The organism is Niallia endozanthoxylica (assembly GCF_008710145.1).
Classification (GTDB): Bacteria; Bacillota; Bacilli; order Bacillales; family Cytobacillaceae; genus Bacillus_BD; species Bacillus_BD endozanthoxylica.
The window spans coordinates 68,609-90,835 of record NZ_VYKL01000026.1 but is presented as its reverse complement, the minus strand read 5'-3'; the positions used below and the strand labels follow the sequence as shown (position 1 = coordinate 90,835).

General features: G+C 36.0%; 23 protein-coding genes and 1 riboswitch. Of the genes, 12 read left to right on the top strand and 11 right to left on the bottom strand.

The genetic code is table 11. The annotated features are described in order from the left end of the window. The first annotated feature begins 229 nt into the window (after positions 1 to 229). The 3 genes from F4V44_RS16805 to F4V44_RS16795 all read left to right on the top strand — a co-directional run bounded on the left by F4V44_RS16805 (position 230) and on the right by F4V44_RS16795 (position 3,357). Positions 230 to 1,558, top strand: a complete 1,329-nt coding sequence (locus F4V44_RS16805) for a UDP-glucose dehydrogenase family protein (RefSeq protein ID WP_150441176.1) — start codon at positions 230 to 232, stop codon at positions 1,556 to 1,558. Positions 1,559 to 1,658: 100 nt separating this feature from the next. Next, positions 1,659 to 2,186 carry a phosphatase PAP2 family protein gene (locus F4V44_RS16800; RefSeq protein WP_150441175.1) on the top strand — a complete coding sequence of 176 codons (528 nt, stop codon included), beginning with the start codon at positions 1,659 to 1,661 and terminating at the stop codon, positions 2,184 to 2,186. Between the two features lie 28 nt (positions 2,187 to 2,214). Next, complete coding sequence (locus F4V44_RS16795) at positions 2,215 to 3,357, top strand: glycosyltransferase family 4 protein (protein WP_150441174.1); 1,143 nt, start codon at positions 2,215 to 2,217, stop codon at positions 3,355 to 3,357. Between the two features lie 73 nt (positions 3,358 to 3,430). Here the strand turns inward: F4V44_RS16795 and ssuE are convergent, their stop codons facing one another. The 3 genes from ssuE to F4V44_RS16780 all read right to left on the bottom strand — a co-directional run bounded on the left by ssuE (position 3,431) and on the right by F4V44_RS16780 (position 5,408). After that, positions 3,431 to 3,961 carry an NADPH-dependent FMN reductase gene (gene ssuE, locus F4V44_RS16790; protein ID WP_150441173.1) on the bottom strand — a complete coding sequence of 177 codons (531 nt, stop codon included), beginning with the start codon at positions 3,959 to 3,961 and terminating at the stop codon, positions 3,431 to 3,433. 135 nt (positions 3,962 to 4,096) lie between these two features. Next, positions 4,097 to 4,741: an alpha/beta hydrolase gene (locus F4V44_RS16785; protein WP_150441172.1), complete on the bottom strand. Its 645-nt coding sequence runs from the start codon at positions 4,739 to 4,741 to the stop codon at positions 4,097 to 4,099. 103 nt (positions 4,742 to 4,844) lie between these two features. Then, entirely contained in the window at positions 4,845 to 5,408 is a 564-nt protein-coding gene (locus F4V44_RS16780; protein ID WP_150441171.1) for a GNAT family N-acetyltransferase, read from the bottom strand. Between the two features lie 283 nt (positions 5,409 to 5,691). Here F4V44_RS16780 and F4V44_RS16775 point away from each other — a divergent pair, with 283 nt between their 5' ends. From F4V44_RS16775 to putP, 6 genes are all read left to right on the top strand, one after another. Further along, complete coding sequence (locus F4V44_RS16775; protein WP_223881936.1) at positions 5,692 to 5,874, top strand: hypothetical protein; 183 nt, start codon at positions 5,692 to 5,694, stop codon at positions 5,872 to 5,874. 147 nt (positions 5,875 to 6,021) lie between these two features. Then, positions 6,022 to 6,840, top strand: coding sequence for an EcsC family protein (locus tag F4V44_RS16770; RefSeq protein WP_150441170.1), 819 nt, complete (start codon positions 6,022 to 6,024; stop codon positions 6,838 to 6,840). Positions 6,841 to 7,141: 301 nt separating this feature from the next. Next, positions 7,142 to 7,990, top strand: a complete 849-nt coding sequence (gene proC / locus F4V44_RS16765) for a pyrroline-5-carboxylate reductase (protein ID WP_150441169.1) — start codon at positions 7,142 to 7,144, stop codon at positions 7,988 to 7,990. Then, positions 7,987 to 9,111, top strand: a complete 1,125-nt coding sequence (gene proB, locus F4V44_RS16760; protein WP_150441168.1) for a glutamate 5-kinase — start codon at positions 7,987 to 7,989, stop codon at positions 9,109 to 9,111. Before proC ends, proB begins: the two co-directional genes overlap by 4 nt. Positions 9,112 to 9,166: 55 nt before the next feature. Next, the gene (locus F4V44_RS27440; protein WP_191090731.1) at positions 9,167 to 9,319 is read left to right on the top strand and encodes a hypothetical protein; all 153 of its coding nucleotides are present in this window, start codon (positions 9,167 to 9,169) and stop codon (positions 9,317 to 9,319) included. Next, the gene (putP, locus tag F4V44_RS16755) at positions 9,309 to 10,781 is read left to right on the top strand and encodes a sodium/proline symporter PutP (RefSeq protein WP_150441167.1); all 1,473 of its coding nucleotides are present in this window, start codon (positions 9,309 to 9,311) and stop codon (positions 10,779 to 10,781) included. Before F4V44_RS27440 ends, putP begins: the two co-directional genes overlap by 11 nt. A 338-nt stretch (positions 10,782 to 11,119) precedes the next feature. Here putP and F4V44_RS16750 read toward each other — a convergent pair whose 3' ends face one another. From F4V44_RS16750 to F4V44_RS16725, 6 genes are all read right to left on the bottom strand, one after another. Then, the gene (locus F4V44_RS16750; protein WP_150441166.1) at positions 11,120 to 11,299 is read right to left on the bottom strand and encodes a hypothetical protein; all 180 of its coding nucleotides are present in this window, start codon (positions 11,297 to 11,299) and stop codon (positions 11,120 to 11,122) included. A gap of 364 nt (positions 11,300 to 11,663) precedes the next feature. Next, positions 11,664 to 12,830, bottom strand: a complete 1,167-nt coding sequence (gene trpB, locus F4V44_RS16745) for a tryptophan synthase subunit beta (protein ID WP_150441165.1) — start codon at positions 12,828 to 12,830, stop codon at positions 11,664 to 11,666. A 258-nt stretch (positions 12,831 to 13,088) separates the two neighbouring features. Beyond that, entirely contained in the window at positions 13,089 to 13,427 is a 339-nt protein-coding gene (locus F4V44_RS16740; RefSeq protein WP_150441164.1) for a hypothetical protein, read from the bottom strand. Between the two features lie 379 nt (positions 13,428 to 13,806). Next, positions 13,807 to 16,425, bottom strand: a complete 2,619-nt coding sequence (gene adhE, locus F4V44_RS16735; protein ID WP_150441163.1) for a bifunctional acetaldehyde-CoA/alcohol dehydrogenase — start codon at positions 16,423 to 16,425, stop codon at positions 13,807 to 13,809. 90 nt (positions 16,426 to 16,515) lie between these two features. After that, a complete protein-coding gene (locus tag F4V44_RS16730) occupies positions 16,516 to 16,743 on the bottom strand; it encodes a hypothetical protein (protein ID WP_150441162.1) in 228 nt (75 codons plus the stop codon). Positions 16,744 to 16,940: 197 nt separating this feature from the next. Then, positions 16,941 to 17,270 carry a hypothetical protein gene (locus F4V44_RS16725; protein ID WP_150441161.1) on the bottom strand — a complete coding sequence of 110 codons (330 nt, stop codon included), beginning with the start codon at positions 17,268 to 17,270 and terminating at the stop codon, positions 16,941 to 16,943. 72 nt (positions 17,271 to 17,342) lie between these two features. Then, a riboswitch (SAM riboswitch) is annotated at positions 17,343 to 17,441 on the bottom strand. Positions 17,442 to 17,624: 183 nt separating this feature from the next. On the opposite strand from F4V44_RS16725, the gene F4V44_RS16720 reads away from it, so the two are divergent. Then, the gene (locus F4V44_RS16720) at positions 17,625 to 17,885 is read left to right on the top strand and encodes an alpha/beta-type small acid-soluble spore protein (protein WP_150441160.1); all 261 of its coding nucleotides are present in this window, start codon (positions 17,625 to 17,627) and stop codon (positions 17,883 to 17,885) included. Between the two features lie 229 nt (positions 17,886 to 18,114). After that, positions 18,115 to 18,300, top strand: a complete 186-nt coding sequence (locus tag F4V44_RS16715) for a hypothetical protein (protein ID WP_150441159.1) — start codon at positions 18,115 to 18,117, stop codon at positions 18,298 to 18,300. A gap of 31 nt (positions 18,301 to 18,331) precedes the next feature. Here the strand turns inward: F4V44_RS16715 and F4V44_RS16710 are convergent, their stop codons facing one another. Both F4V44_RS16710 and speD read right to left on the bottom strand, forming a co-directional pair. Further along, positions 18,332 to 19,120, bottom strand: a complete 789-nt coding sequence (locus tag F4V44_RS16710; protein WP_150441158.1) for an SPOR domain-containing protein — start codon at positions 19,118 to 19,120, stop codon at positions 18,332 to 18,334. Between the two features lie 127 nt (positions 19,121 to 19,247). After that, the gene (gene speD / locus F4V44_RS16705) at positions 19,248 to 20,066 is read right to left on the bottom strand and encodes an adenosylmethionine decarboxylase (RefSeq protein ID WP_150441157.1); all 819 of its coding nucleotides are present in this window, start codon (positions 20,064 to 20,066) and stop codon (positions 19,248 to 19,250) included. 473 nt (positions 20,067 to 20,539) lie between these two features. Here speD and F4V44_RS16700 point away from each other — a divergent pair, with 473 nt between their 5' ends. After that, positions 20,540 to 22,213, top strand: coding sequence for an ABC1 kinase family protein (locus tag F4V44_RS16700; RefSeq protein ID WP_150441156.1), 1,674 nt, complete (start codon positions 20,540 to 20,542; stop codon positions 22,211 to 22,213). The last annotated feature ends 14 nt before the right edge of the window (positions 22,214 to 22,227 follow it).

The window sequence follows — 22,227 nt, the reverse complement described above, 5'->3', positions numbered from 1 at the left end:
TATCGCTTTTCTATTCCTCTATTTTAAAATAAGATGGCTGTTCTTTAAGTTACTTAAGTCACTCCTACTTCATTAGGCATCGTCAAACTCATCATATGAAAAAGTAATCCCACAATGGCCAATAGAATCAGAACAATTTCTTTACAGTTAATTTACAAGAGATTAAGAAAATAATAGTTTTTTGCAAATAGAATAGGATGAAAGCAAAACAGCTCACTGGGGTGATAATATGAGGATTACAGTTGCAGGAATTGGGTATGTCGGATTAGTGACAGCTGTTTGTTTAGCTGATTTAGATCATGAAGTTACCTGCGTTGATCTTAACAAAAGCAAGATAGATATGCTTCAAACTGGTCGTTCTCCTATCTATGAACCAGATCTTGAACATCTACTAGAAAAAAATATCTCTTATGGCAGACTATTTTTTACGACAAATCCTAAAACTGCTTACAAAGAAGCAGACCTTATATTTATTACAGTCGGTACACCAGCTAATAAGGATGGTACTGTAGACTTACGCTATATTACTGTTGTTGCTGAGACAATAGCCCAACAGATTACTAATGATGTCATTATTTGTACAAAAAGTACGGTTCCAGTTGGAACAAACGAAAAAATAAAACAGATAATTGACAACCTAAAAGCCGGTCCTTTTATAACCACTGTAATTTCCAATCCTGAGTTCCTTCGCGAAGGTTCTGCTGTTTTCGATTTCTTCTATGGAGACCGTATTGTGATAGGATCTGATAACCCGGAGGCCTCTGAAACAATGGAGAAATTATATGCCCCCTTACATATCCCTGTCATTAAGACGGATATCAGAAGTGCCGAGATGATTAAATACGCTTCTAATGCTTTTTTAGCAACAAAAATTAGCTTTATTAATGAAATTGCTGCTATATGTGAAAAGCTCGATGCCAATATTGATGAAGTTGCTGTTGGAATCGGCAGTGATAAACGGATTGGCAACCATTTTCTGCGTGCAGGAATCGGCTATGGGGGATCTTGTTTTCCAAAAGATACGAAGGCTCTCGCCCAACTTGCTGGGAATGTTCAGCATTCTTTTGAATTACTGGATGCCGTCATCAAAGTGAATAATCGTCAGCAATCTTTACCCATTAAAAAAGCTAAAGAAGTTATCCCCTCATTAGCAGGAAAAAAGGTCTCTGTTTTGGGCCTTGCTTTTAAGCCTGGAACTGACGATATACGTGAATCCGCCTCACTGAAAATAATGAAAGAATTACTACAAGAAAAAGCGCTTATTACTGCATACGATCCAGTTGCTGTTCCAAATATGCAAAAAGAATTAGGAAATAATCTCTCTTATACGAATGATATCTGCGAGGCGCTTTGGAAGAGTGAATTAGCTATCATTTCAACAGAGTGGGAGCAAATAAAACAGTTCCCATTATCTTTATACGTCAAATATATGAAAGACCCGGTCATTATTGATGGACGAAACTGCTATTCCATGGATGAAGTCAAAAAACATTCCATTCATTATATTTCTATTGGCAGGCCCACCCACATACCTGAAACAGTTCATTTCAATCTATAGTCATTTTATATAAAATTTACATTCCTTTATCATTCACTAAACAACCTTTTTGTACGATAGAACTATAACTTACACCATGAGTGATAAAGGAGTGCTAACCATGCCAAGACTGCTATTATCTTTTTATCAATTGGAATGCCAAGTATTTCAAAAGGTAAACTCCTATTTTGATCAAAAAATACTTAATCTATTTTTCCGTACTATAACACATGCTGGCGGGGCAGTTTGTACCATTACTTCTACCATTCTATTAATTCTTCTCACTTCAAACCATATGAAAATAACAGCCATTTCAAGTGCTGTTGCTTTAGCCGTCAGTCATCTGCCTGTTCAATTAATTAAAAAGTTCTTCCCACGGAAAAGGCCCTATCTAACATTAGAAAAAACAAAAGTTCCGATGAATCCATTACAGGATCACTCTTTTCCCTCCGGTCATACGACTGCCATTTTTTCGGTCATTATTCCTTTTGTCCTATTAAATTCCTATCTTGCAGTGATTCTTCTTCCGTTAGGATTTTGTGTCGGACTGTCCAGAATTTATTTAGGTCTTCATTATCCATCCGATTGTATAGCTGGATTACTGCTAGGAGGCTGCGTCGGAACCCTTTCCTTTTTATTATTTTTTTAGCTAACATCCTTTTTAAGGGGGTAGAACGATGAAAGTGGCTATTTTCACAGATACCTTTTATCCGGATATAAATGGAGTTGCCCGTACGCTGAAGAAATTTACTGATTATTTATCTAATCAGCCTATTGACTTTAAAGTATTTGCCCCCAAAACTCCTTCTAGTGAGTATGTCGCAGAACATATTCATCGTTTTGAAAGTCTTTCTTTTTTCTTGTATCCCGAGTGCCGATTAGCACTGCCAAATATGCTGAAGATAAAAACAGAATTAGACTCCTTTTCTCCTGATCTTATTCATGTTGCAACTCCGTTTAACTTAGGACTTTGCGGGATTTATTTTGCCAAAAAACTAGATATTCCGCTTGTCGGTTCCTATCATACTGACTTTGATCAATATTTAGCTCATTATGATCTCCACTTATTAGCTAAATGGGTTTGGAGTTATATGGCATGGTTTCACAATCAGTTCAAAACTACTTTTGTTCCTTCAGAAGAGACACTCATGCAATTACGCAAGCGTAACTTTAAACATTTAAAGATTTGGTCACGCGGAGTCGATTGTCAGCTTTTCCACCCTTTATATGAAAAAGACTCAGTACGAAAGAAATACGGGCTTTCAAAAAAATATCTGCTTTCATTCGTCTCAAGGCTTGCACCAGAAAAGGATATAAAAACTCTTCTTCGCATAGTAAAAACAATGCCACCAGATTGGAATAAACAGATAGAATGGCTTTGGGTTGGAGATGGACCTATGCGAGAGGAACTTGAAAAATCCGCACCAGAAAATGTCATTTTTACCGGCTATTTAGAAGGAAAGGATTTAGCAGAAATATATAGTGCATCAGATTTGTTTGTTTTCCCTTCTCCAACAGAAACCTTCGGAAATGTTGTACTCGAAGCGCTCGCAAGCGGGACACCTGTCATTGGAGCGAATTCAGGCGGTGTAAAAAATGTGATTCTTTCAGGAAAAACTGGTTTATTATGTGCGCCAGGTGCAGCAGAAGATTATACTCAAGCAATTGCACATCTCTTAACCCATGACAGTTTACGCTGGCAAATGGGCATGGAAGGGAGAAAATACGCCTTAACACAGCGCTGGGATAACATATTTAATCAACTGCTTAGCGATTATAACCTAGTAATTAGGGAGGAAAATAGCGAAATTTATGCCTAACATGGTAAAAGGGAACAAACCTAGCTCATGAAGCTAATTTGTTCCCTTTTTTATCGTAGTCATAATACCTTATCTATTTCATGATCATCTTACATAATTTCTCAACAGATGCTGTTAATCGAGTATTTACTTCTGAATCGATTGTTACTTTTCCATCTTCCGTCCATCTAGCTTCTGAATCATGAATAAATACACCTGCTTCAATATAATTGGCACCTAAGACGGATAGGACAGGCTTTAGAGCATATTCCATCATGAGCAGATGTGCTTTTGTTCCACCCATTACAATAGGAAATAATACTTTATTTTCTAATCCCTTTTCAGGAATCAAATCTAAAAAGGCTTTTAGTATCCCTGTATAAGATGCCTTATAGATTGGTGTTGCGATGATGACAGCATTGGCATCTGCTATTTGCCTGTTAGCAGATTTAATCACCTCACTATTCCAATTCGCATGAAGCAAATCTTTGGCCGGTATATCCACAACGTCTATATGATGAACTTTTACTCCCTGCTGATGGATTTGTTGTGATACATAGCTAACAACGCCATGTAAACGGGATGGTTTCGTTGGCGTCCCAGTGATAATAACGATCTTCTTCAATAAAATCTCTCCTTATGCTGTCAATTTTAGACGGAACAACAGATCAACAAATTGTTTTTCGGTCTATCAGTACTATTGCTGCACTAGGATATACTCTTTGGAAACCATTTTGCTTGGTTTACCTCTCCAGACTGCTTATTTTTCCAATTCATTACGTAGCCATGCTGCTACATCCTTTTTGTTATTACTTGTTACTGTATGATCGGCCGGATAAATCGTATATTTAACAGATTCCGTCTTGTCACTGAAATAATCATAATTAGCTTGACCAATATGTATCGGAAAAATAGAATCACTCGCACCCTGACAAAGAAAAACGGACAGATGGCCAATTGGTTTCAGTGGATATTCTGCTTTGACAAATTCAGGAATATATCCATTCATTGGTACAATACCTTTTACCATCTCACCTAACACAAGTCCTAAAGTCATACTAAGAATGGCCCCTTGACTAAAACCTATTAAGTAAACACGTTTCTGGTCAATTGGATAAGTTTCAAAGGCATATTCAAGATAACTCCTCAGTTTCTCAACCGCGCCGTCAAATTGGTTGCGTTCTGGATTACCATAGCCCTTTAAATAATAATAGGCATAGCCTTGTTCATAAGGTAAATCACCGCGAACCCCAATAATAATACACTCGTCCTCCAGCTCACTAACAGCATCCATTAAAAACCGTTCATTATAACCAATTCCATGCAAGGCAAAAATGACCGGATAGTTTCTTCCGTTTTCAATTGTTTTCGGTAATCTAATGCTATATTCATAGGGGTTATTCATCACGATTTCCTCCTCTTATATTAATAAAATGCAGACAATGATACTTATCGCATTTTTTCAGACTAACTATATAAATTATTCTATAAATTTAGACAAAACCCCTCTATATTTGCCTACTTACCTCAAGCTTTCTTAAAAAATCCTCCTTCAACATCGAATACAATCTAACATCAATAAAACCTTCTTTTGTCTTTTCTGACTGGCGAAGATGACCTTCATATAAAAATCCTAATCTTTCTAGAAGCTTGATTGACCGCTTATTTTCTGGGGCAACTTTTGCTTCTATTCGATTCAAATACAGTTCCTGAAATCCATATTTCAGCATCATTGTTACCACTTCACTGGCAAGTCCCCTACCCCAGTATTCTTTTCCTAAATCATAGCCCACTTCTGCTTTCTCATTATCATAATCTAGGTAATTAAAACCACAACTTCCAATGATTTCTTCACTCTTTCCCATTATAATGGTATACCGATTAGCTTGTTTTTTCGCAGCTAGTTTATTTAAAAGATCTATCATTGAAATCGCTTCTTCAACACTTGAAAATGTTTCAATATTCATATAGCGTGTTACTTCCGGATCTGACCAAAAGGCAAATAAAGCCGGTGCATGCTTTCTTTCAGATTGAACAAGCTTTATTCTCTCTGACAGTAATTCAGATTTCACCTAATTAACCTCCATTCTTGATGTAACAAGAATTTTAATCATTAACATAATTATAAATACATTTTTTCCATTATTACCTATATAAACTAGAAAAAAATCCCTTTCCCTTACATTATTTTTATTCTCCGCATAAATGAATCGAATATGAATTTTTAAAATGTTTGTAAAGCTAACGCAAACTGCAGTTTAAATATTGTTAATTATCAAACAATCATCTTTTTTTGTTTAGATAACTTGTATACTGAAAATGCAATTAAACTTGCGACATTCAAGGAGGTAAGCAATGATGAAAAACTTCAAACAGTGGCTTTGGATTTTAATGGCAACCTTTATGTTTGTGGGAATTGCTGCTGGATGTACGAACGAGGAACCTCAAGAAGAAACAGAAACGGAAGAAAATCAAACGGAAGAAGGCACCGAGACAGAAGATAACAATGAAGAAGGTGCCGAAGAAGAAGCCGAATAAAAGGAAACATAGAGCTGAACTTGAAAACCGTTCAGCTCTTGTTTTTTATCAGAATAACCAACTATTGAAAATTGCCATTGCAATACTGAAACTTTTTGTTTAGATTTACGTACTAGTAAGTATTCTTTTTAAAAGGAGAACTTTCAAGTGACGGAATCTAAAGACTGGTTATTAGAAGAACTGACAAAAGTAGAGAATTGGGAAAAGGACCAAGCTGATTTATGGTTCTGGGAAAAACTAGGCCGGCTGCCGTTTAAAATAATCGACAAATGGACACCAGACTTTATTCAGAAAAAAATCGGTGTAATTATTGATGAATTGGGACAATATGTGCAAACCGGCGGGAGCTATTTGAGCTCGGTCTCTTCCTTATCCTCCTACTATCCTAATCTCGAGATACATAGTTTAGAGGATGCAGCCATACTGCCCATTTCTACAATGGATCAAGCCGTTGAAAAATTATCACGCAGCAGAAAAAAACTGGCAACTATTCAAGGGGCAAGTACTGGAATTGGAGGAATTTTCACTTTAACCATTGACATTCCCCTCCTGCTTGGTATGCAATTAAAAACACTGCAGGATATTGCGATTTGCTATGGCTATAATCCTAATGAAAAAAAAGAGCGTTTATTTATTGTTAAATGTCTACAATTTATATCTGCAGACATTGTTGGTAAAAATGCCATTCTTGCGCAATTATCTAAATTTGACCTTGAAGATGAAACTGCGAAAAGAGAGGTTTTATCAGAACTTCAGGGTTGGCGTGAAGTCGTATTCACTTTTAGAGATCAACTAGGCTGGAAGAAGTTATTCCAGATGATTCCTATTGCCGGACTTATTTTTGGTGCTTTTATCAATCGAACTGCAATAAATGATGTTGCTGAGGCAGGTATGATGCTATATCGTAAAAGAAGAATTATTGAAAGACTTAGCGACGTTCCTGAAACAGCATCCGAAAAAGCTTAGTTTCCATTAATGGAAACTAAGCTTTTTTTGCCTGTTATTTATCCAATATAAGGACAAGCATTGTTCTGAAAAACGTCTAATTTCACAAAGTTTAATCTCCATATTCCGTGCTTAGAGCTGATATTTGGCCTTATTAGCTGATTTTACTTATCTAACAGTACGTGTCTTCACATATCCTCACTAATTGAATCAAATACTCATAACTTTCGCAAAATTCCTTGATTATGTTTTTTTTGATTGGTAGTATAAGAGCATTGAAACAAAACAAGAACAAAAATACGAACACAACAGGAGAGGTTGCATGTTAAAAAACAAAAGAATAGCTTTTATTGGAGCTGGATCAATGGCTGAAGCGATGATTGCGGGGATAGTGAATGCCGGAAAAATACCGCCAAATCAAATCATCGTTTCAAACCGAAGCAATCAAGAACGAATGAGGCAACTGGAAACAGCTTACGGAATTAAAGGAGCCGCAAATGTTGACTTAAATTTCAGCACGATTGATATAATTGTCCTCGCAATGAAACCAAAAGATGCACATACAGCACTACAATCGATTTGTCACTCCATACAGCCACATCACATCATTGTTTCTGTTATAGCTGGAATTACAACCTCATTTATTGAAAACTTCTTCCCGTCTGGGCAACAGGTCATTCGCGTCATGCCGAATACCTCAAGTATGATTGGAGAATCTGCAACAGGCCTTTCTTCAGGAAAACACACACTCCATCAAACGATTATGATTGTAAAAGAAATGCTCGAAAGTATCGGGAAAGTATATATCATACCAGAAGATAAAATGGACCTATTTACAGGAATAGCCGGCAGCGGTCCTGCCTATTTCTACTACTTAATGGAGCATATGGAGAAAAAAGCAGCTGATGGGGGTTTATCAGAGGATGCAGCACGTCAAATCATTGCTCAAACCATTTTCGGTGCTGCAAAAATGATACTCGAACAAAATGAAACACCAGCCATCTTAAGACAAAACGTCACATCACCAAACGGAACGACTGCAGCTGGATTACAAGCACTCCACATGCATGGCGCTGGTACAGCAATAGAAATGGCCGTACAGGAAGCCGCCGGCCGCTCTAAAGAGTTAACTTCAGAGTTTACTAAATTTAGTACAGGGGTGATTAGATGACTTCGAATTCTAAGGTTCAAAGGATTGTCATCAAAATAGGCAGCAGTTCGTTAACCAGTCGTCACGGAGAAATTAGTCATAAAAAACTTGAAAAATTAGCAGATGAGATTGTACAGTTAAAGGATTTAGGCCATGAAGTCGTACTTGTTTCTTCAGGCGCTATTGCTGCAGGCTACCGAAAACTAGGCTGTCTGAAACGGCCAAACTCATTGCCGGAAAAACAAGCAGCTGCCTCAATCGGTCAAGGGCTTTTAATGGAATCCTACTCAAAGCTTTTTCTAGCGAACGGTTACGTTGCATCGCAAATATTAATAACAAGGGGCGACTTCCTGGACGAAGACCGTTATAAAAATATGAGAAATACATTAAATGTTCTACTAGAAAGAGGTATTATCCCAATTGTTAATGAAAATGATACAGTAACGATTGACCGCTTAAAATTCGGAGACAATGATACACTTTCGGCAAAAGTAGCCGGATTAATTGATGCAGACCAGTTAGTCATTCTTTCAGATATCGATGGATTGTATGATGCTGATCCAAGCAAACATGTTCACGCTGTATTAGTAGAACATGTCAATGAGATTACTCCTGAAATTGAAGCGACGGCCGGAGGCTCCGGAAGCTCAGTCGGTACAGGCGGGATGAAATCAAAAATCGAGGCTGTGAAAATTGCCATGGCATCTGGAATCACTACTTTTTTAGGCAATGCAAGCAAGAGGAATATTGTCAAGGATGCTGTTATTGGAAAAGCACGAGGCACTTACTTCAAAACAGAAACACCTGCCTCTAATTTCAATCAACGAAAAAAATGGATTGCCTTTCATTCACATCCTGAAGGAGAAATGATTATAACCAATCAAGCTAAAATACGAATGGTGGAAGATCATAAAAGCTTATTGCCATCAGGCATTAACTATATTAACGGCCAATTTGATAAAGGTGCTGTTATTCGAATTATTGATTCTTCTGGTCATGAAGTTGGATGCGGAGTGGTAAATTACTCGAATGAAGAATTGCTTCACCTTCTCAAACATAAAAACCATACAGGTATTGGCCAGCCATATGTCATGGATATCAATCATTTCGTCTGTCATTTAGATGTCCCTATTACTGTTTAAGAACAATAGCTCAAGGATTATCATTTCATTCTTATCTTTAAAGGAGGTGAAAAAAATGGAAGAATTCGGTCTAACAGCTGCAACTTGGGCATGGCTTCTTATTCCCATGCCAGTATTAATCGTTCTAAGCCTTATTACTTATTATTCAGAGAAAAAGCCATCAAACATTACTGTAGAAAAGGAGAGGATGAATCATAATGGATATTAATATTCCAACGTTTATCTCAATTATTATTTATTTAGTTGGGATGCTAATAATAGGAATCATTGCATCAAGAAAGACCCGCGATTTAACGGATTATGTTCTTGGCGGAAGACAGCTTGGCGGAGGTGTCGCAGCACTTAGTGCTGGTGCCTCAGATATGAGCGGATGGCTGTTATTAGGACTGCCGGGAGCGATGTATGTAGGCGGTATGAGCGAAATCTGGCTTCCTATAGGCCTTGCCGTAGGTGCCTATCTAAACTGGCAGTTTGTCGCTAAGCCGTTACGAGTCTATACTGAAGTGGCTGATGATTCTATTACTGTCCCTGATTATTTTGAGAATCGCTTCGATGACAAATCAAAAATTCTCCGAGTTGTTTCAGCTATTGTTATTCTCCTATTTTTCACGTTCTACACATCATCTAGTCTTGTTGGCGGAGCCATTCTTTTGGAAAATTCCTTTGGAATGAACTATGAACTTGCATTATGGATTGGAGCGGCTGTTATTCTGTCCTATACCCTATTTGGCGGATTTTTGGCAGCAAGCTGGACTGATTTTATTCAAGGGATTTTAATGTTTCTCGCCTTAATCATTGTCCCTGCAGTAGCAGTTTATGAGTTAGGCGGCTGGAATGATACTGTTCAAATGATTGGAGATATCGATACTTCTCACTTGGATGTATATTCTGGAGCTACGGCTATTGGGGTTATTTCTTTACTCGCATGGGGATTAGGATATTTTGGCCAGCCTCATATTATTGTCCGCTTTATGGGGATAAAATCTACAAAAGAAATTCCTAAGGCTCGTCTAATCGGCATGGTTTGGATGATTCTGTCTCTATTCGGAGCGATTTTTGTAGGTTTTGCCGGTATTTCCTATTTTGCCGATTCACCTTTGGAAAACTCTGAAACTGTCTTTATTATGTTTTCCCAAGTATTATTTAACCCTTGGGTAGCAGGCTTTTTACTTGCAGCCATTCTTTCAGCAATCATGAGTACAGTTGACTCACAACTGCTCGTTTCTTCAAGTGCTTTAGCCAACGACTTTTATAAGTCTATTTTTAAAAGAAATGCTTCCAAAAAGGAAGAAATGATTGTTGGAAGAATTGCTGTTTTCGGTATCGCGATTATTGCGATTCTACTAGGCTATGATCCTAATAGTAAAATTCTCGAGCTTGTCAGTTACGCGTGGGCCGGTTTTGGAGCAGCCTTTGGTCCTGTTATTATTCTGAGCCTCTTCTGGAAACGCATGACTAGAAACGGTGCTCTTGCCGGTATTGTTGTCGGAGCTTTAACCGTTATCATCTGGGCACAGTTAACAGGCGGATTATTCGATATTTATGAACTGGCACCAGGATTCTTATTTGGAACTCTTGCTATTTTCATTGTTAGTCTGATAGATAAAGCTCCTTCCACTGCTGTTGAAGAAAAATTTGATATGTATAAAGCAATTTTAAAAGAAAATTAATATAATAATAAAAAGTGAGTGCTGAATTACCCAGTACTCACTTTTTTATAATCACATTAATTGAAAACGATTATAATTATTTCTATAAATTTGTTTTAGAAAAAAATCATTGGGATACTTATGAAATAGTAAACAATTTGATTGATTACTATTATTCTTTTGCCTTTGATCCCTATTTCTTAATAATAATCAATTTTTGCTATACATAGAGAATTTTATATGACAAAAGAAATTTGGAATGACAATAAGAGGGATAACTAAATCAGATAAATGCGGAATAGAAATTATCCCACAAAATAAAAGAAGGAAAAGGTGACTCAGGATATAAAAAAAGAATTTTATTGCGCTACTTTACTATTCTCTTTTGCAGAAATCTGACCAAAATAAAATAAACGATATATCGCTTTTTCAGTACAGTATGTGCAGCAATTTTTATTCTCTGTAGGCACTTTTTCAATATGTGGTGCAGAGGTTTCTTTTAATCCATCCGTTACATGATTTTTACAAACTAGTATCATTACAAACCCTCCCAGTATATTAGTAAAATAATGCATATTTAAAAAGTGCAAATTATTATTTTATTAGGAAAATATAGATAATTAATATAAAAACAGGTTTTCTAGCTTATCTTGCTTTTATTTTATCAAAGATCCGTCTTTTTCGTCAATTAAATATTCAAAACATTAAAAATAGTTAACAACATTTCCATAGTGTAAAATATATTAAGAAAACATCAAACATTCAATTAATATATTAATCCTTGACTTTAATTATTTTCATTTCTTTATAAGAGGTTATTAATGCGGAGACAGTCGATTCTTCCTGGTGAAAATTGAATACAAAAAACGCCTATGTATAAATAGGCGTTTTAACTCATTTTGTTTAATTATTTAACATTTTATAGACTTGGTCAACGTCTTTATCACCGCGTCCGGATAAATTAATAATGATGATGTCATCTGGAGTAAGCTCTTTCGCCAGCTTCAGTCCATGCGCAACCGCATGAGAACTTTCTAATGCCGGAATAATTCCTTCTACTTTTGAAAGTGTTTGGAATGCTTCTAGTGCTTCCTGTCCAGTAACAGTTACATATTCTGCTCTTCCGCTAGCTTTTAAGTAGCTGTGTTCCGGACCAACACCTGGATAATCCAAACCAGCAGCAATAGAGAATACTGGTTTTGGCTGATCATTCTCATCTAATAATGTATAACTCTTAAATCCATGAAGAACAGCTGGTACTCCTTCAGACATGGTTGGAGCTTCCGCCGGTTCAGCACCAATTAATCGCACGTTCTCATCCTCAAGGTAATTTGCGAAGGCACCGATTGCATTACTTCCACCGCCTGTACAAGCAATAACAGCAGCAGGTAATTTACCTTCCTTTTCAAGAATTTGACGTCTGGACTCTTTACTGATAATTGATTGAAAATGCTTTACAATTGTTGGATATGGATGAGGACCAACTGCTGAACCAATTAAGTAAAACGTATTTTCATAGTTTTCCACTAAATCATTTAATGCTTCATCAACCGCATCCTTTAATCGGCCCTGACCTTTTTCAACAGGTACCACTTTTGCTCCTAAAAGCTCCATTCGGAATACGTTAAGTGCCTGACGTTCTGTATCAACTTTCCCCATATAAATAACACATTCTAAACCAAACATAGCACATGCAGTTGCTGTTGCTACCCCATGCTGCCCTGCACCTGTTTCAGCAATTACACGTTTTGCACCCATCTTTTTTGCTAATAATATTTGTCCGAGTGCATTATTAATTTTATGAGAACCTGTATGATTTAAATCTTCTCGTTTTAAGTAAATTTTCGCGCCGCCCATTTGCCTTGTTAGATTTTCCGCGAAAGTTAATGGGTTTTCTCGGCCAACATATTCACTTAAGTAATAATCTAATTCCTTTTGAAAATCCGGATCATCTTTAAATTTCAAGAATTGTTCTTCAATAATATCCATTACTTTTTGAAGATTTTCTGGAATAAAACTTCCGCCAAACTCACCAAAATATCCTTTATTATCTACGCTAGTGCTTGCCATTCTCAACTCGACTCCTTCTGCTAGAGAATTAATAGACTATTATATTAATTTAACTATATTATAGCGGTAAATTATTTAAATTCCAAATACTTTTATTATTATTTTTCGGAACAGCGAATCACTCTCCAAACAAAAACCATTCTCCCCTGAGGAAAATGGTTTTAATTCAGAATGATTATCATTCATTATATATAGCGATAAATGTAAAGTCGTCACAAACTGTAAGCGCTTAACTATTAGTGGAAAGCTTTAAATATATTATAGAATATAATGGTGGTTCTTCTTTTCTCCACTGTATAGTTTCCGGCATACCGCAACTTTTTGTTTTTTCAAAACAGCTATTCTTGCTTTTAATTCTTCATTTTCAGGCTCTTTACGTAATTCACGATATAAATCAAGTAGCTCTGTATTAATCTTTCTATGTTCAAGCCATAAATTATGAATGATTAATACTGGATCTTCGCTAGATTTATTTTTTTCATAATTTTTTAGTACTTCTAATATATCTTGCTGCCATAATTTATCTCCCATTTTTCCTGCAAGCAAGTACAAATCTAAATAATCATCAATCTCTAAATTTTCAACATTTGTATTCATTTTATTTTCCCCTTTCCTATACAAAAATGATCTTCTTAAGAAGAGAACTATTTTTGTATAAAAAAGATCTCTTCTTATCCTTCTACTGAAGGTCATGTTGATTTTTAACTACCCAATATTCCCTGTCATAATAACTAGTAAAAGTTATTATTCAGATAGTCCTCAAATCTGTCCTAGCATGTATATAAAGCGCTTTCATTTTTATTAATTTCATTATAACCCCATTCATAGTTTTAATCAAAGTATTTTGCCTTAAATTTGTCACATTTTCGTAAAAAAATATTCATTTTTAAAAAAATTTAATTAATAGAAAAAAAGCCAACACACAAAGATCCGTGAGTTGACTTCTTCTATTAATCAATTTCTTTTATTTCATGATTTAAATTCCTTTATATGCTTGACGGTATATTTCAGCTAATTCACTAACAAGAGGAAGCTTTGGATTTGCCGTTGTACATTGATCTTCAAATGCTTTATCTGCTAAGAACTCCACTTTACTTTCAAACAGTGATTTTTCAATTCCGTTTGCTTCAATACTCATTGGAATATCCAACTCTTTCGCTAGTTTAATAACAGCTTGAATGAAGCTTTCAACTCCCTCTTCTGTTGTGCGGGCAGATAATCCAAGCATTCTAGCAATTTCAGCATAACGTTTATCTGCAATAAACTTTTCATACTTTGGAAAAGCTGCAAATTTCTTTGGCTTCGTTGCATTGTAACGAATCACGTGCGGTAATAGAATCGCATTGGCTCGCCCGTGTGCAATATGGAATTCTGCCCCTAATTTATGAGCCAAACTATGATTAATTCCAAGGAAAGCATTCGCAAAAGCCATGCCAGCTATTGCTGAAGCATTATGCATTTTTTCACGAGCCTCTTCGTCATTTCCATTTCGATATGCTCTTGGAAGGTAATCAAATACAAGCTGGATTGCTTTTAATGCTAAACCATCGGTATAATCATTTGCCATTACGGAAACATAGGCTTCAACAGCATGTGTCAGTACATCCATACCTGTATCAGCAGTAACAGCTTTTGGCAGTGACATGACAAATTGCGGATCAATAATAGCAACATCTGGTGTTAACTCATAATCTGCCAGCGGATATTTCATATTCGCTTTTTTATCCGTAATAACGGAGAAAGAAGTTACCTCTGAGCCTGTTCCAGAAGTAGTCGGAATCGCAACAAGCTGCGCTTTTCTTCCCAATTCAGGGAATTTAACAATACGCTTTCGGATATCCATGAATTTCTGTTTCAGACCAAAGAAATCTGTTTCAGGATATTCATAGAACAACCACATTCCTTTTGCCGCATCCATTGCAGATCCTCCGCCTAGCGTAATGATAACATCTGGCTGAAACTTCGCCATCATCTCTGCACCTTTCATGACCGTCTCAATAGATGGATCTGGCTCAACTTCTGAGAATACTTCACATTGTACATAATCTGGACGTTTTCTTAAATAGTAAAGAACTTTATCAACGTAACCAAATTTGACCATACCCGGATCTGTTACGATAAACGCCCTTGAAATGTTTTTCATCGATGCCAAATATTGAATAGAATTTTTCTCAAAGTAAATTTTTGCCGGAATTTTAAACCATTGCATATTTACCGCCCTTTTTGCCATTTTTTTCGTATTTATTAAATGGATAGCCCCTACGTTTGATGATACAGAATTGCCGCCAAATGTACCGCAGCCAAGTGTCAGAGATGGCATAAAGGCATTATATATATCTCCAATAGCACCTTGTGATGAAGGGGCATTAACAATAATACGGCACGCCTTCATTCTAAGACCAAATTCCTTCATGATTTCTTCATTTGTTGTATGAATAACTGCCGAATGTCCTAATCCTCCAAATTCTAGCATTTCTTCCGCTCGTCTAAAACCTTCTTGAAGACTATTAACTTTATAACAAGCTAGAACAGGACTTAACTTTTCTCGAGAAAGCGGATATTGTGCCCCCACTCCTTTTAATTCAGCTATTAAAATTTTTGTATCTTCAGGCACTAGAACCCCCGCCATTTGAGCTATTTGATAAGCAGGTTTTCCAACGATTTGTGCATTAACGGCACAAGATTTTTCATTGATGACAAGCTTCTCAACTTTTTCTCTTTCTTCATCATTTAAAAAATAGCAATTATTTGCAATCAGTTCATTTTTAACCTCTGCATAAACTTCTTTATCAATGATTACAGCTTGCTCAGATGCGCATATCATCCCATTATCAAAAGTTTTAGATAAAATTAAATCATTGACAGCTTGTCCAATATTAGCAGATTTTTCAATATAGCATGGAACATTTCCAGGACCTACACCAAGAGCCGGTTTCCCAGAGCTGTATGCTGATTTGACCATTCCTGAACCACCTGTAGCCAATATGACGGCAATATTTGCATGATTCATTAATAATTGAGTTGCTTCCAATGAAGGCTCTTCAATCCATTGGATACAATGTTCAGGTGCTCCAGCAGAAATTGCCGCCTCTCTTAAAATTCTTGCCGCTTCACTGCTGCATTTTTGTGCTGAAGGATGGAAAGCAAAAATAATCGGATTACGAGTTTTGATAGAAATTGATGCCTTAAACATTGTAGTAGATGTAGGATTGGTAACAGGTGTTACACCTGCAATCACACCAACTGGCTCAGCAATTTCATAGGTCCCTTCTAGTTCATTTTGATTAATAATTCCTACGGTTTTATCATATTTAATATTATTGTATATGTATTCAGTAGCGAAGATATTTTTTATAATCTTATCTTCATATACTCCTCTTCCTGTTTCTTCTACCGCAAGTTTTGCAAGCGGCATATGCTGATCTAATCCGGCTAATGCCATCCTTTTTACAATTTCATCTATTTGCTCTTGGTTGAAGCTTTGGAATTCTGCTAATGCTTTTTGACCATTTTCAACCAGTTTATTGATTACTTCAGAAGTTGATGGATTTTCTTTTACCGTATTTTTTGTTAATTCCTTTTCTTTAATAGCCATTAAAATCTCCTCCGATTCATTGTGAAGTATTTCACATTATATTTTTTAAAAAAATGAACCTATATTTTGATAAATAGGAATAATCATCTTTTATATACTAATAGGATTTCTTGGGATTTTTTCAAAAGAGATATCTGAAAACTTACTTGAATTATTCTTTACGATAACTACGTAATTATTTGTCCATATATAAGAAGGAATATCGTTACTCTCCTTTATTATCATTGCTTCAAAACAGTCACCAACTAAACCTTCAAATGCTTCCTGCGTGTACATTTCAGTGTCTGTGCTAAAGTTCTTCCAATTACAAAGCTTCATGTTTGTTACTCCTTTCTTCTTTGTGGTTATAGAATAACATACAAGTTCTCTGTTTTTATTGTGAAATTCTGAACAAAATATGAACATTTTTTCACAAACTTTTTTTAGTTACCTTCTTTATCCTATTAAAGCACTGAGGGACTGTCCCCCAACGCTTTAAATTGCTAGAGGACAGTCCCTTAAAATGGAGTAAAGCCTTATTTTGTTTTGAGATGTTGAAGCTGAGACTTTTTTTGTTCTTTTTGAATTTGGCGGTTTAATATGATTCGCTGTTGCTTTAAGGCGCGTATTTTTTCCTTTACAGCTTCATTAGATGTATCCTCTTGCAATTGACGATATAGGTCAAGCATTTCCATATTTACCTTTTTATATTTATCCCAAAGATTACGTATTTTTAATGAGTGCTCAGTAATGTATTCACCATTATTTAGCTTCTCCATTATTTCGTTTTGCCATAATTGATCTCCAAGCTCCCCTGCAAGCAGATACAAGTCTAAATATTCATCAACAGTTAAAAGTTTCTTCATATACTATTCCCCTTTCTCATACAAAAATCATCTTCTTAAGAAGAGAACTTTTTTGTACAAAAAAGGTTTCTCTCCTTATCTTTCAAAGTCGAGCTTTGCTGGAATTAGCACCGTCAAAATGCGGTTGCTGAGGCATCATCAGGCCAGTCCCTCCACCTCTCTTGATAAGAGATTTATACTTAATTTTCTTTTGTTTTTACAATCCTAATAAACATGCTCGGAAATGTCAATACTTATTACTCGAATAATATAATTATTCTTAAAAAACTTATAATTAAATTTAATCCTCTCTTTTTTCTTTTCTCTTCTCATGTGAAAACACTTTTAGGACATCCTAAGGATGGAGGGATGAATATGGCACGAAGAAAAAGAAATAAAATACTTGTTCCCGAAGCAAGACATGGTCTAGATCAATTAAAAGCAAAGGTGGCTGGAACTAGCAATCCGGAAGATGCTAAATTTGAAGCTGCTGAAGAAGCCGGTGTGCCTCTTACAAGCAGTTACAATGGCCAATTAACTTCCGAGCAGGCTGGCAAGGTCGGCGGAAGACTAGGCGGAAGTATGGTTAAAGAACTTGTAAGGATGGCCCAGGAAAATTTGGCGAAAAAACATTAAATTCTTTACATGTATGTTCTAAAATATCCTTAATGATAAGCATTAGGAATATTTTTTATTTACTTTTTTAAATCATTTATCCTATTTTTATGGTTTTCACTACGAAGTATTGCTAATTATATATAAATTTGCTGAGAATTGTAGATAAATTTACTCTTTTTTTGGCAGGAAAATGGGCTGCCTTTCGATAAATTATTAAGGAGCAAATAAAGGAAAGGTGGTCATTACGATGAGCTCAGAACCAACCTTACAACAAATTGCAGAAAGTGTCACTAGATCCGTACTTAATGCCAATGATAAAGACTTAGAAGGCTTTCAAAAAATTATTGATGAATCCATTAAAGTAAGAGAAAGCCATCGAAATTTACAAAAACTTGTTAAAAATTATTCCAATTCTATGATCCAACGATCATAAAAAGTAAAAGCTGTTGTGCAATCAACAGCTTTTACTTTTTTCCAGATGACATCCTGTTCAGCATCCTTTGATAAATATTTAATATAGTCTGTCCATAATTATGGCCTGGAACAGCCCACTTCCCATTTAAATCAACCCAAGCACGTGCACTTCCCCTTTTTACTAGATGAAAACGAGGATCTACTAACGAATACTGACTTGGCAGCGGACTATTAGTTGCATAAGCAAATAAATGCTGCATATGCGCCAGCACCCCTTCGCTCGGAGTCTGAAAAAAGGCACCAGGATCATCAGGGCCAGTTGAGCCTAAACCAGAGAAATTATTTTGATGCGGCTGTACGATTCCGGTAAAGCGAAAATAATCTGTTTCAAGTATTGCCTGGGCAAAAGCAATATCTCCTCTTATTCCATAAAAATTACCAAAGCTTATATAATAACTTCCTATTTCCATTGCCTGTGGATTGATATCTTTTACAAAAAGATCCAATTGTTCTGAAGATAACATGATTCCTCCCATAATTGGTTCTTGTATAGGAGTGTGACCTACCGGTGTATTTTCGGAAACGATAAAAGCATCTGCTACTCCTGAATGAATCACTTGCTCCAGCCTTTTATCGGCATTTTCTTTTGTTGTAAACGCACCCGCTTGGACTCTATACATTCGTTCATTCATTATAGTTACAGGTTGCACAAAAGCTTCTATTCCTTTTGATTGCAAAAACGATACTCGATTCGCTGCATTTTCCTTACTCTTAAAAGATCCTGCGATTACTTTGTACACATTTACTGCTCCTTCAGAGCTTGGTTGTAAATTGCCCATCTCATTTCCCCATTCAATAAATGATTACTTCCATAATATAGTATGGGAAAAAGACAAAATCAGTGTTAGGTAATCTATTTGATTTCAATTTGCTTGGGAAAGAAGATATTTCTCTCTTAATGAGCCTTTATTGTAAATGACGATTCATATTCTTTCCGTAAAAAATTTCATCCATTTCAGCAATTAAACTATTTGTGATTTCTCTCATTTCATTAGGATTCAACTTGTCCTTTGAATAGCCGAATAAATAATTATTTAAATCAAATTCCTTTAATTTACATTTAGTATGGAAAATATTTTCCTGGTATACATTAACATCAATCATATCGTACAGTTCTTTAATCGTATCCGGAATATAATTTTGAATTGAGTTAATATCGTGGTCGATAAAAAGCTTATGCCCGTCTTTTGCCCTTGTGAAACCTCTCACCCGGTAATCAATTGACATGACATCTGTTTCGAAAGAATGGATTAAATAATTTAATGCTTTCAGCGGGGAAATTTCTCCGCAGGTTGACACATCAATATCAGCCCTGAACGTACTGATTCCTTCTTCTGGATGGTATTCTGGATAAGTATGTACGGTAATATGGCTTTTATCTAGCTGTAAAACGACATTGTCCGGAAGCGGTCCTGGTGTTTCCTCATAGGATCCTGTTGGTACCTCTATAACAGGACCTTCTGAAACAAGAACCGTAACACTTGCCCCCTGCGGTACATAGTCTTGTTTTGCGACATTTAAGACATGTGCCCCGATAATATCCGCCACATGTTTTAAAATACTTGTCAATCGGTCAGCGTTATATTGTTCATCGATGTATTCAATATACGCTTCGCGTTCCTCTTTTGTTCTGGTATAACAAATATCATACATATTAAAACTTAATGACTTCGTTAAATTGTTGAAACCATGAAGTTCAATCCTCTGTTCCGGTGTAAGTTTCATTTGCTTTGCCCCTTTCTGCCTATAGCCTATTTAGAAATTGTGGCAAATTTTTTCTTAAATATTACTATATTGCCCAACCATAGTAAAAACCACGCATAGTAAATGCAGAATCAAATGTTCCGTTCTAATAATTAGCAACCGGAAGAGAAAAAATGTTGTATCATATAAAATAGATAAGCTAAGAACGAACATTGTTTTTGGCTATGTTAACGAATAATGTTAATAAGTCAGATTTTTGACTCATCCGTGAGAAATATCCATTTCTCACGCCTTTCAGCTGTGCTGAAAGGTTGCTGTATGGTTAGGAAGCGACAGGAGAAAATTCATTTTCTCCTGTCGCTTCCTAACCATACAGCTTTAGATGAGTCAAAAATTAACAATGTTAATAAACAAAGCTTTATTTTTAGAAATGAAGCATGGCAGTAATAGCCTGATAAATAACTAATAGAAATACTTGGTTTGGAGGAACGTACATGCTTGGGAAAAGACTAAAACATGCACAAAGATATCAGGAAATCAGTAATGCTTTTTTACGAAATGGTTTCAGTCATTTAGTCTATCGATTAGGACTAACAAAGCATCACTTACCGAGCAAACTTCAAAATAACGATGCCCAATTAAGCAAAAAATACGCGGGCATTAAACTAAAAGAAGTACTTCAGGAATTGGGACCAACATTTATTAAACTTGGACAAATCGCCAGCACAAGACGTGATTTAGTACCGCTTGAAATTGCCCAAGAGTTAGAAAAGCTGCAGGATCAAGTTTCATCGTTTTCCTTCCAGCAAGCACGAGAAATGATTGAACTAGAGTTAGGAGACACGATTAGTAATCAGTTTCATTTCTTTTCAGAAATTCCTCTCGCTAGTGCATCTATCGGGCAGGTACACGCGGCAACCTTACATACGGGAGAATCAGTTGCAGTTAAGATTCAACGCCCCGATATCAAACCCATTGTCGAAACAGATTTAGAAATACTAGATGATTTAGCAAGAATAATGGAAGAAAAAATTGCTTGGGCAAAAAACTACCAGATTCGAAAAATTATTGAAGAATTCTCAAATAGTTTGAGAGCTGAACTTGATTATCAAAATGAAGGAAGAAACAGCGAACGCATTGCTCAACAATTCACTCATAAATCAGAAATTTTCATTCCAAAGGTTCACTGGAATCTCTCTACAAAAAAAATCCTAACTATGGATCTCGTAAATGGAATAAAAGTTAATCAGATTAAGAAGCTTGATGAGGAAGGCTATAATCGAAAGCTCATTGCTGAGCGGATTACAGAATCCATGCTTCACCAAATTTTAATCGAAGGATTTTTCCACGGCGACCCGCATCCAGGGAATATTTATATATTGCCTGAAAATAACATTGCCTACCTGGATTTCGGCACGGTTGGACGATTAAGTGATGAAACAAAATATCATTTTGCATCATTAGTGATTCATTTGCAGCGCAAAAATACAAGAGGCCTTTTAAAAGCCATTTCATCAATCGGGATACAATCTGAAGAAACGAATCTATCTGCTTTATATAATGATATTGATGAGTTTGTCATGAAATATTCTGATATTCCTCTAAGTAAACTAAGCATAGGTACAGCTTTGAACGACTTGCTTACGATTATCCATCATCATCATATTCAAATACCTTCTGATTTGACGATTTTGGGAAAGACACTCCTCATTATTGAAGGAGTGGTTAAAGACTTAGATCCTGCACTCAGTATTATGGATACCGTTAAGCCTTTTGGTGAAAAACTATTACGACATCGATTTGAACCAAAGAAAGTAATACAAGGCTCCTTAAATGAATTAGTTGAAAATCTACAATTATTATCAAAAGTACCAAAAAGCCTTAAAGACTTGACAGCAACTGTCCAAAAAGGAAAGCTGCACTTTGAAGTTAGTGTACCTGAATTTAAACAATTTTTACTTAGGCTAGATAAAATCAGCAATAGGCTTGCTTTTAGCATTATCCTTTTATCCTTCAGTATCCTTATGGTCGGACTCATTATTGGAGGAGCCATTGCAGGACAGCGCAATTTATTATGGGAATTTCCTGCGATTGAAGTTGGATCCATTGTGGCCACGCTTATGTTCTTATTTATCCTTTTTGCCATTATTAAATCCGGACGAATGTGAAAAAGGACGGAAAT

Excerpts from the sequence above, each read along its gene's own strand:
- F4V44_RS16805 (WP_150441176.1), top strand. The coding sequence starts at position 230 with ATGAGGATTACAGTTGCAGGAATTGGGTATGTCGGATTAGTGACAGCT.
- F4V44_RS16800 (WP_150441175.1), top strand. The coding sequence starts at position 1,659 with ATGCCAAGACTGCTATTATCTTTTTATCAATTGGAATGCCAAGTATTT.
- F4V44_RS16795 (WP_150441174.1), top strand. The coding sequence starts at position 2,215 with ATGAAAGTGGCTATTTTCACAGATACCTTTTATCCGGATATAAATGGA.
- F4V44_RS16785 (WP_150441172.1), bottom strand. The coding sequence starts at position 4,741 with ATGAATAACCCCTATGAATATAGCATTAGATTACCGAAAACAATTGAA.
- F4V44_RS16775 (WP_223881936.1), top strand. The coding sequence starts at position 5,692 with ATGATGAAAAACTTCAAACAGTGGCTTTGGATTTTAATGGCAACCTTT.
- proC (WP_150441169.1), top strand. The coding sequence starts at position 7,142 with ATGTTAAAAAACAAAAGAATAGCTTTTATTGGAGCTGGATCAATGGCT.
- proB (WP_150441168.1), top strand. The coding sequence starts at position 7,987 with ATGACTTCGAATTCTAAGGTTCAAAGGATTGTCATCAAAATAGGCAGC.
- F4V44_RS27440 (WP_191090731.1), top strand. The coding sequence starts at position 9,167 with ATGGAAGAATTCGGTCTAACAGCTGCAACTTGGGCATGGCTTCTTATT.
- putP (WP_150441167.1), top strand. The coding sequence starts at position 9,309 with ATGGATATTAATATTCCAACGTTTATCTCAATTATTATTTATTTAGTT.
- F4V44_RS16750 (WP_150441166.1), bottom strand. The coding sequence starts at position 11,299 with ATGATACTAGTTTGTAAAAATCATGTAACGGATGGATTAAAAGAAACC.
- trpB (WP_150441165.1), bottom strand. The coding sequence starts at position 12,830 with ATGGCAAGCACTAGCGTAGATAATAAAGGATATTTTGGTGAGTTTGGC.
- F4V44_RS16740 (WP_150441164.1), bottom strand. The coding sequence starts at position 13,427 with ATGAATACAAATGTTGAAAATTTAGAGATTGATGATTATTTAGATTTG.
- adhE (WP_150441163.1), bottom strand. The coding sequence starts at position 16,425 with ATGGCTATTAAAGAAAAGGAATTAACAAAAAATACGGTAAAAGAAAAT.
- F4V44_RS16730 (WP_150441162.1), bottom strand. The coding sequence starts at position 16,743 with ATGAAGCTTTGTAATTGGAAGAACTTTAGCACAGACACTGAAATGTAC.
- F4V44_RS16725 (WP_150441161.1), bottom strand. The coding sequence starts at position 17,270 with ATGAAGAAACTTTTAACTGTTGATGAATATTTAGACTTGTATCTGCTT.
- F4V44_RS16720 (WP_150441160.1), top strand. The coding sequence starts at position 17,625 with ATGGCACGAAGAAAAAGAAATAAAATACTTGTTCCCGAAGCAAGACAT.
- F4V44_RS16715 (WP_150441159.1), top strand. The coding sequence starts at position 18,115 with ATGAGCTCAGAACCAACCTTACAACAAATTGCAGAAAGTGTCACTAGA.
- F4V44_RS16710 (WP_150441158.1), bottom strand. The coding sequence starts at position 19,120 with ATGGGCAATTTACAACCAAGCTCTGAAGGAGCAGTAAATGTGTACAAA.
- speD (WP_150441157.1), bottom strand. The coding sequence starts at position 20,066 with ATGAAACTTACACCGGAACAGAGGATTGAACTTCATGGTTTCAACAAT.
- F4V44_RS16700 (WP_150441156.1), top strand. The coding sequence starts at position 20,540 with ATGCTTGGGAAAAGACTAAAACATGCACAAAGATATCAGGAAATCAGT.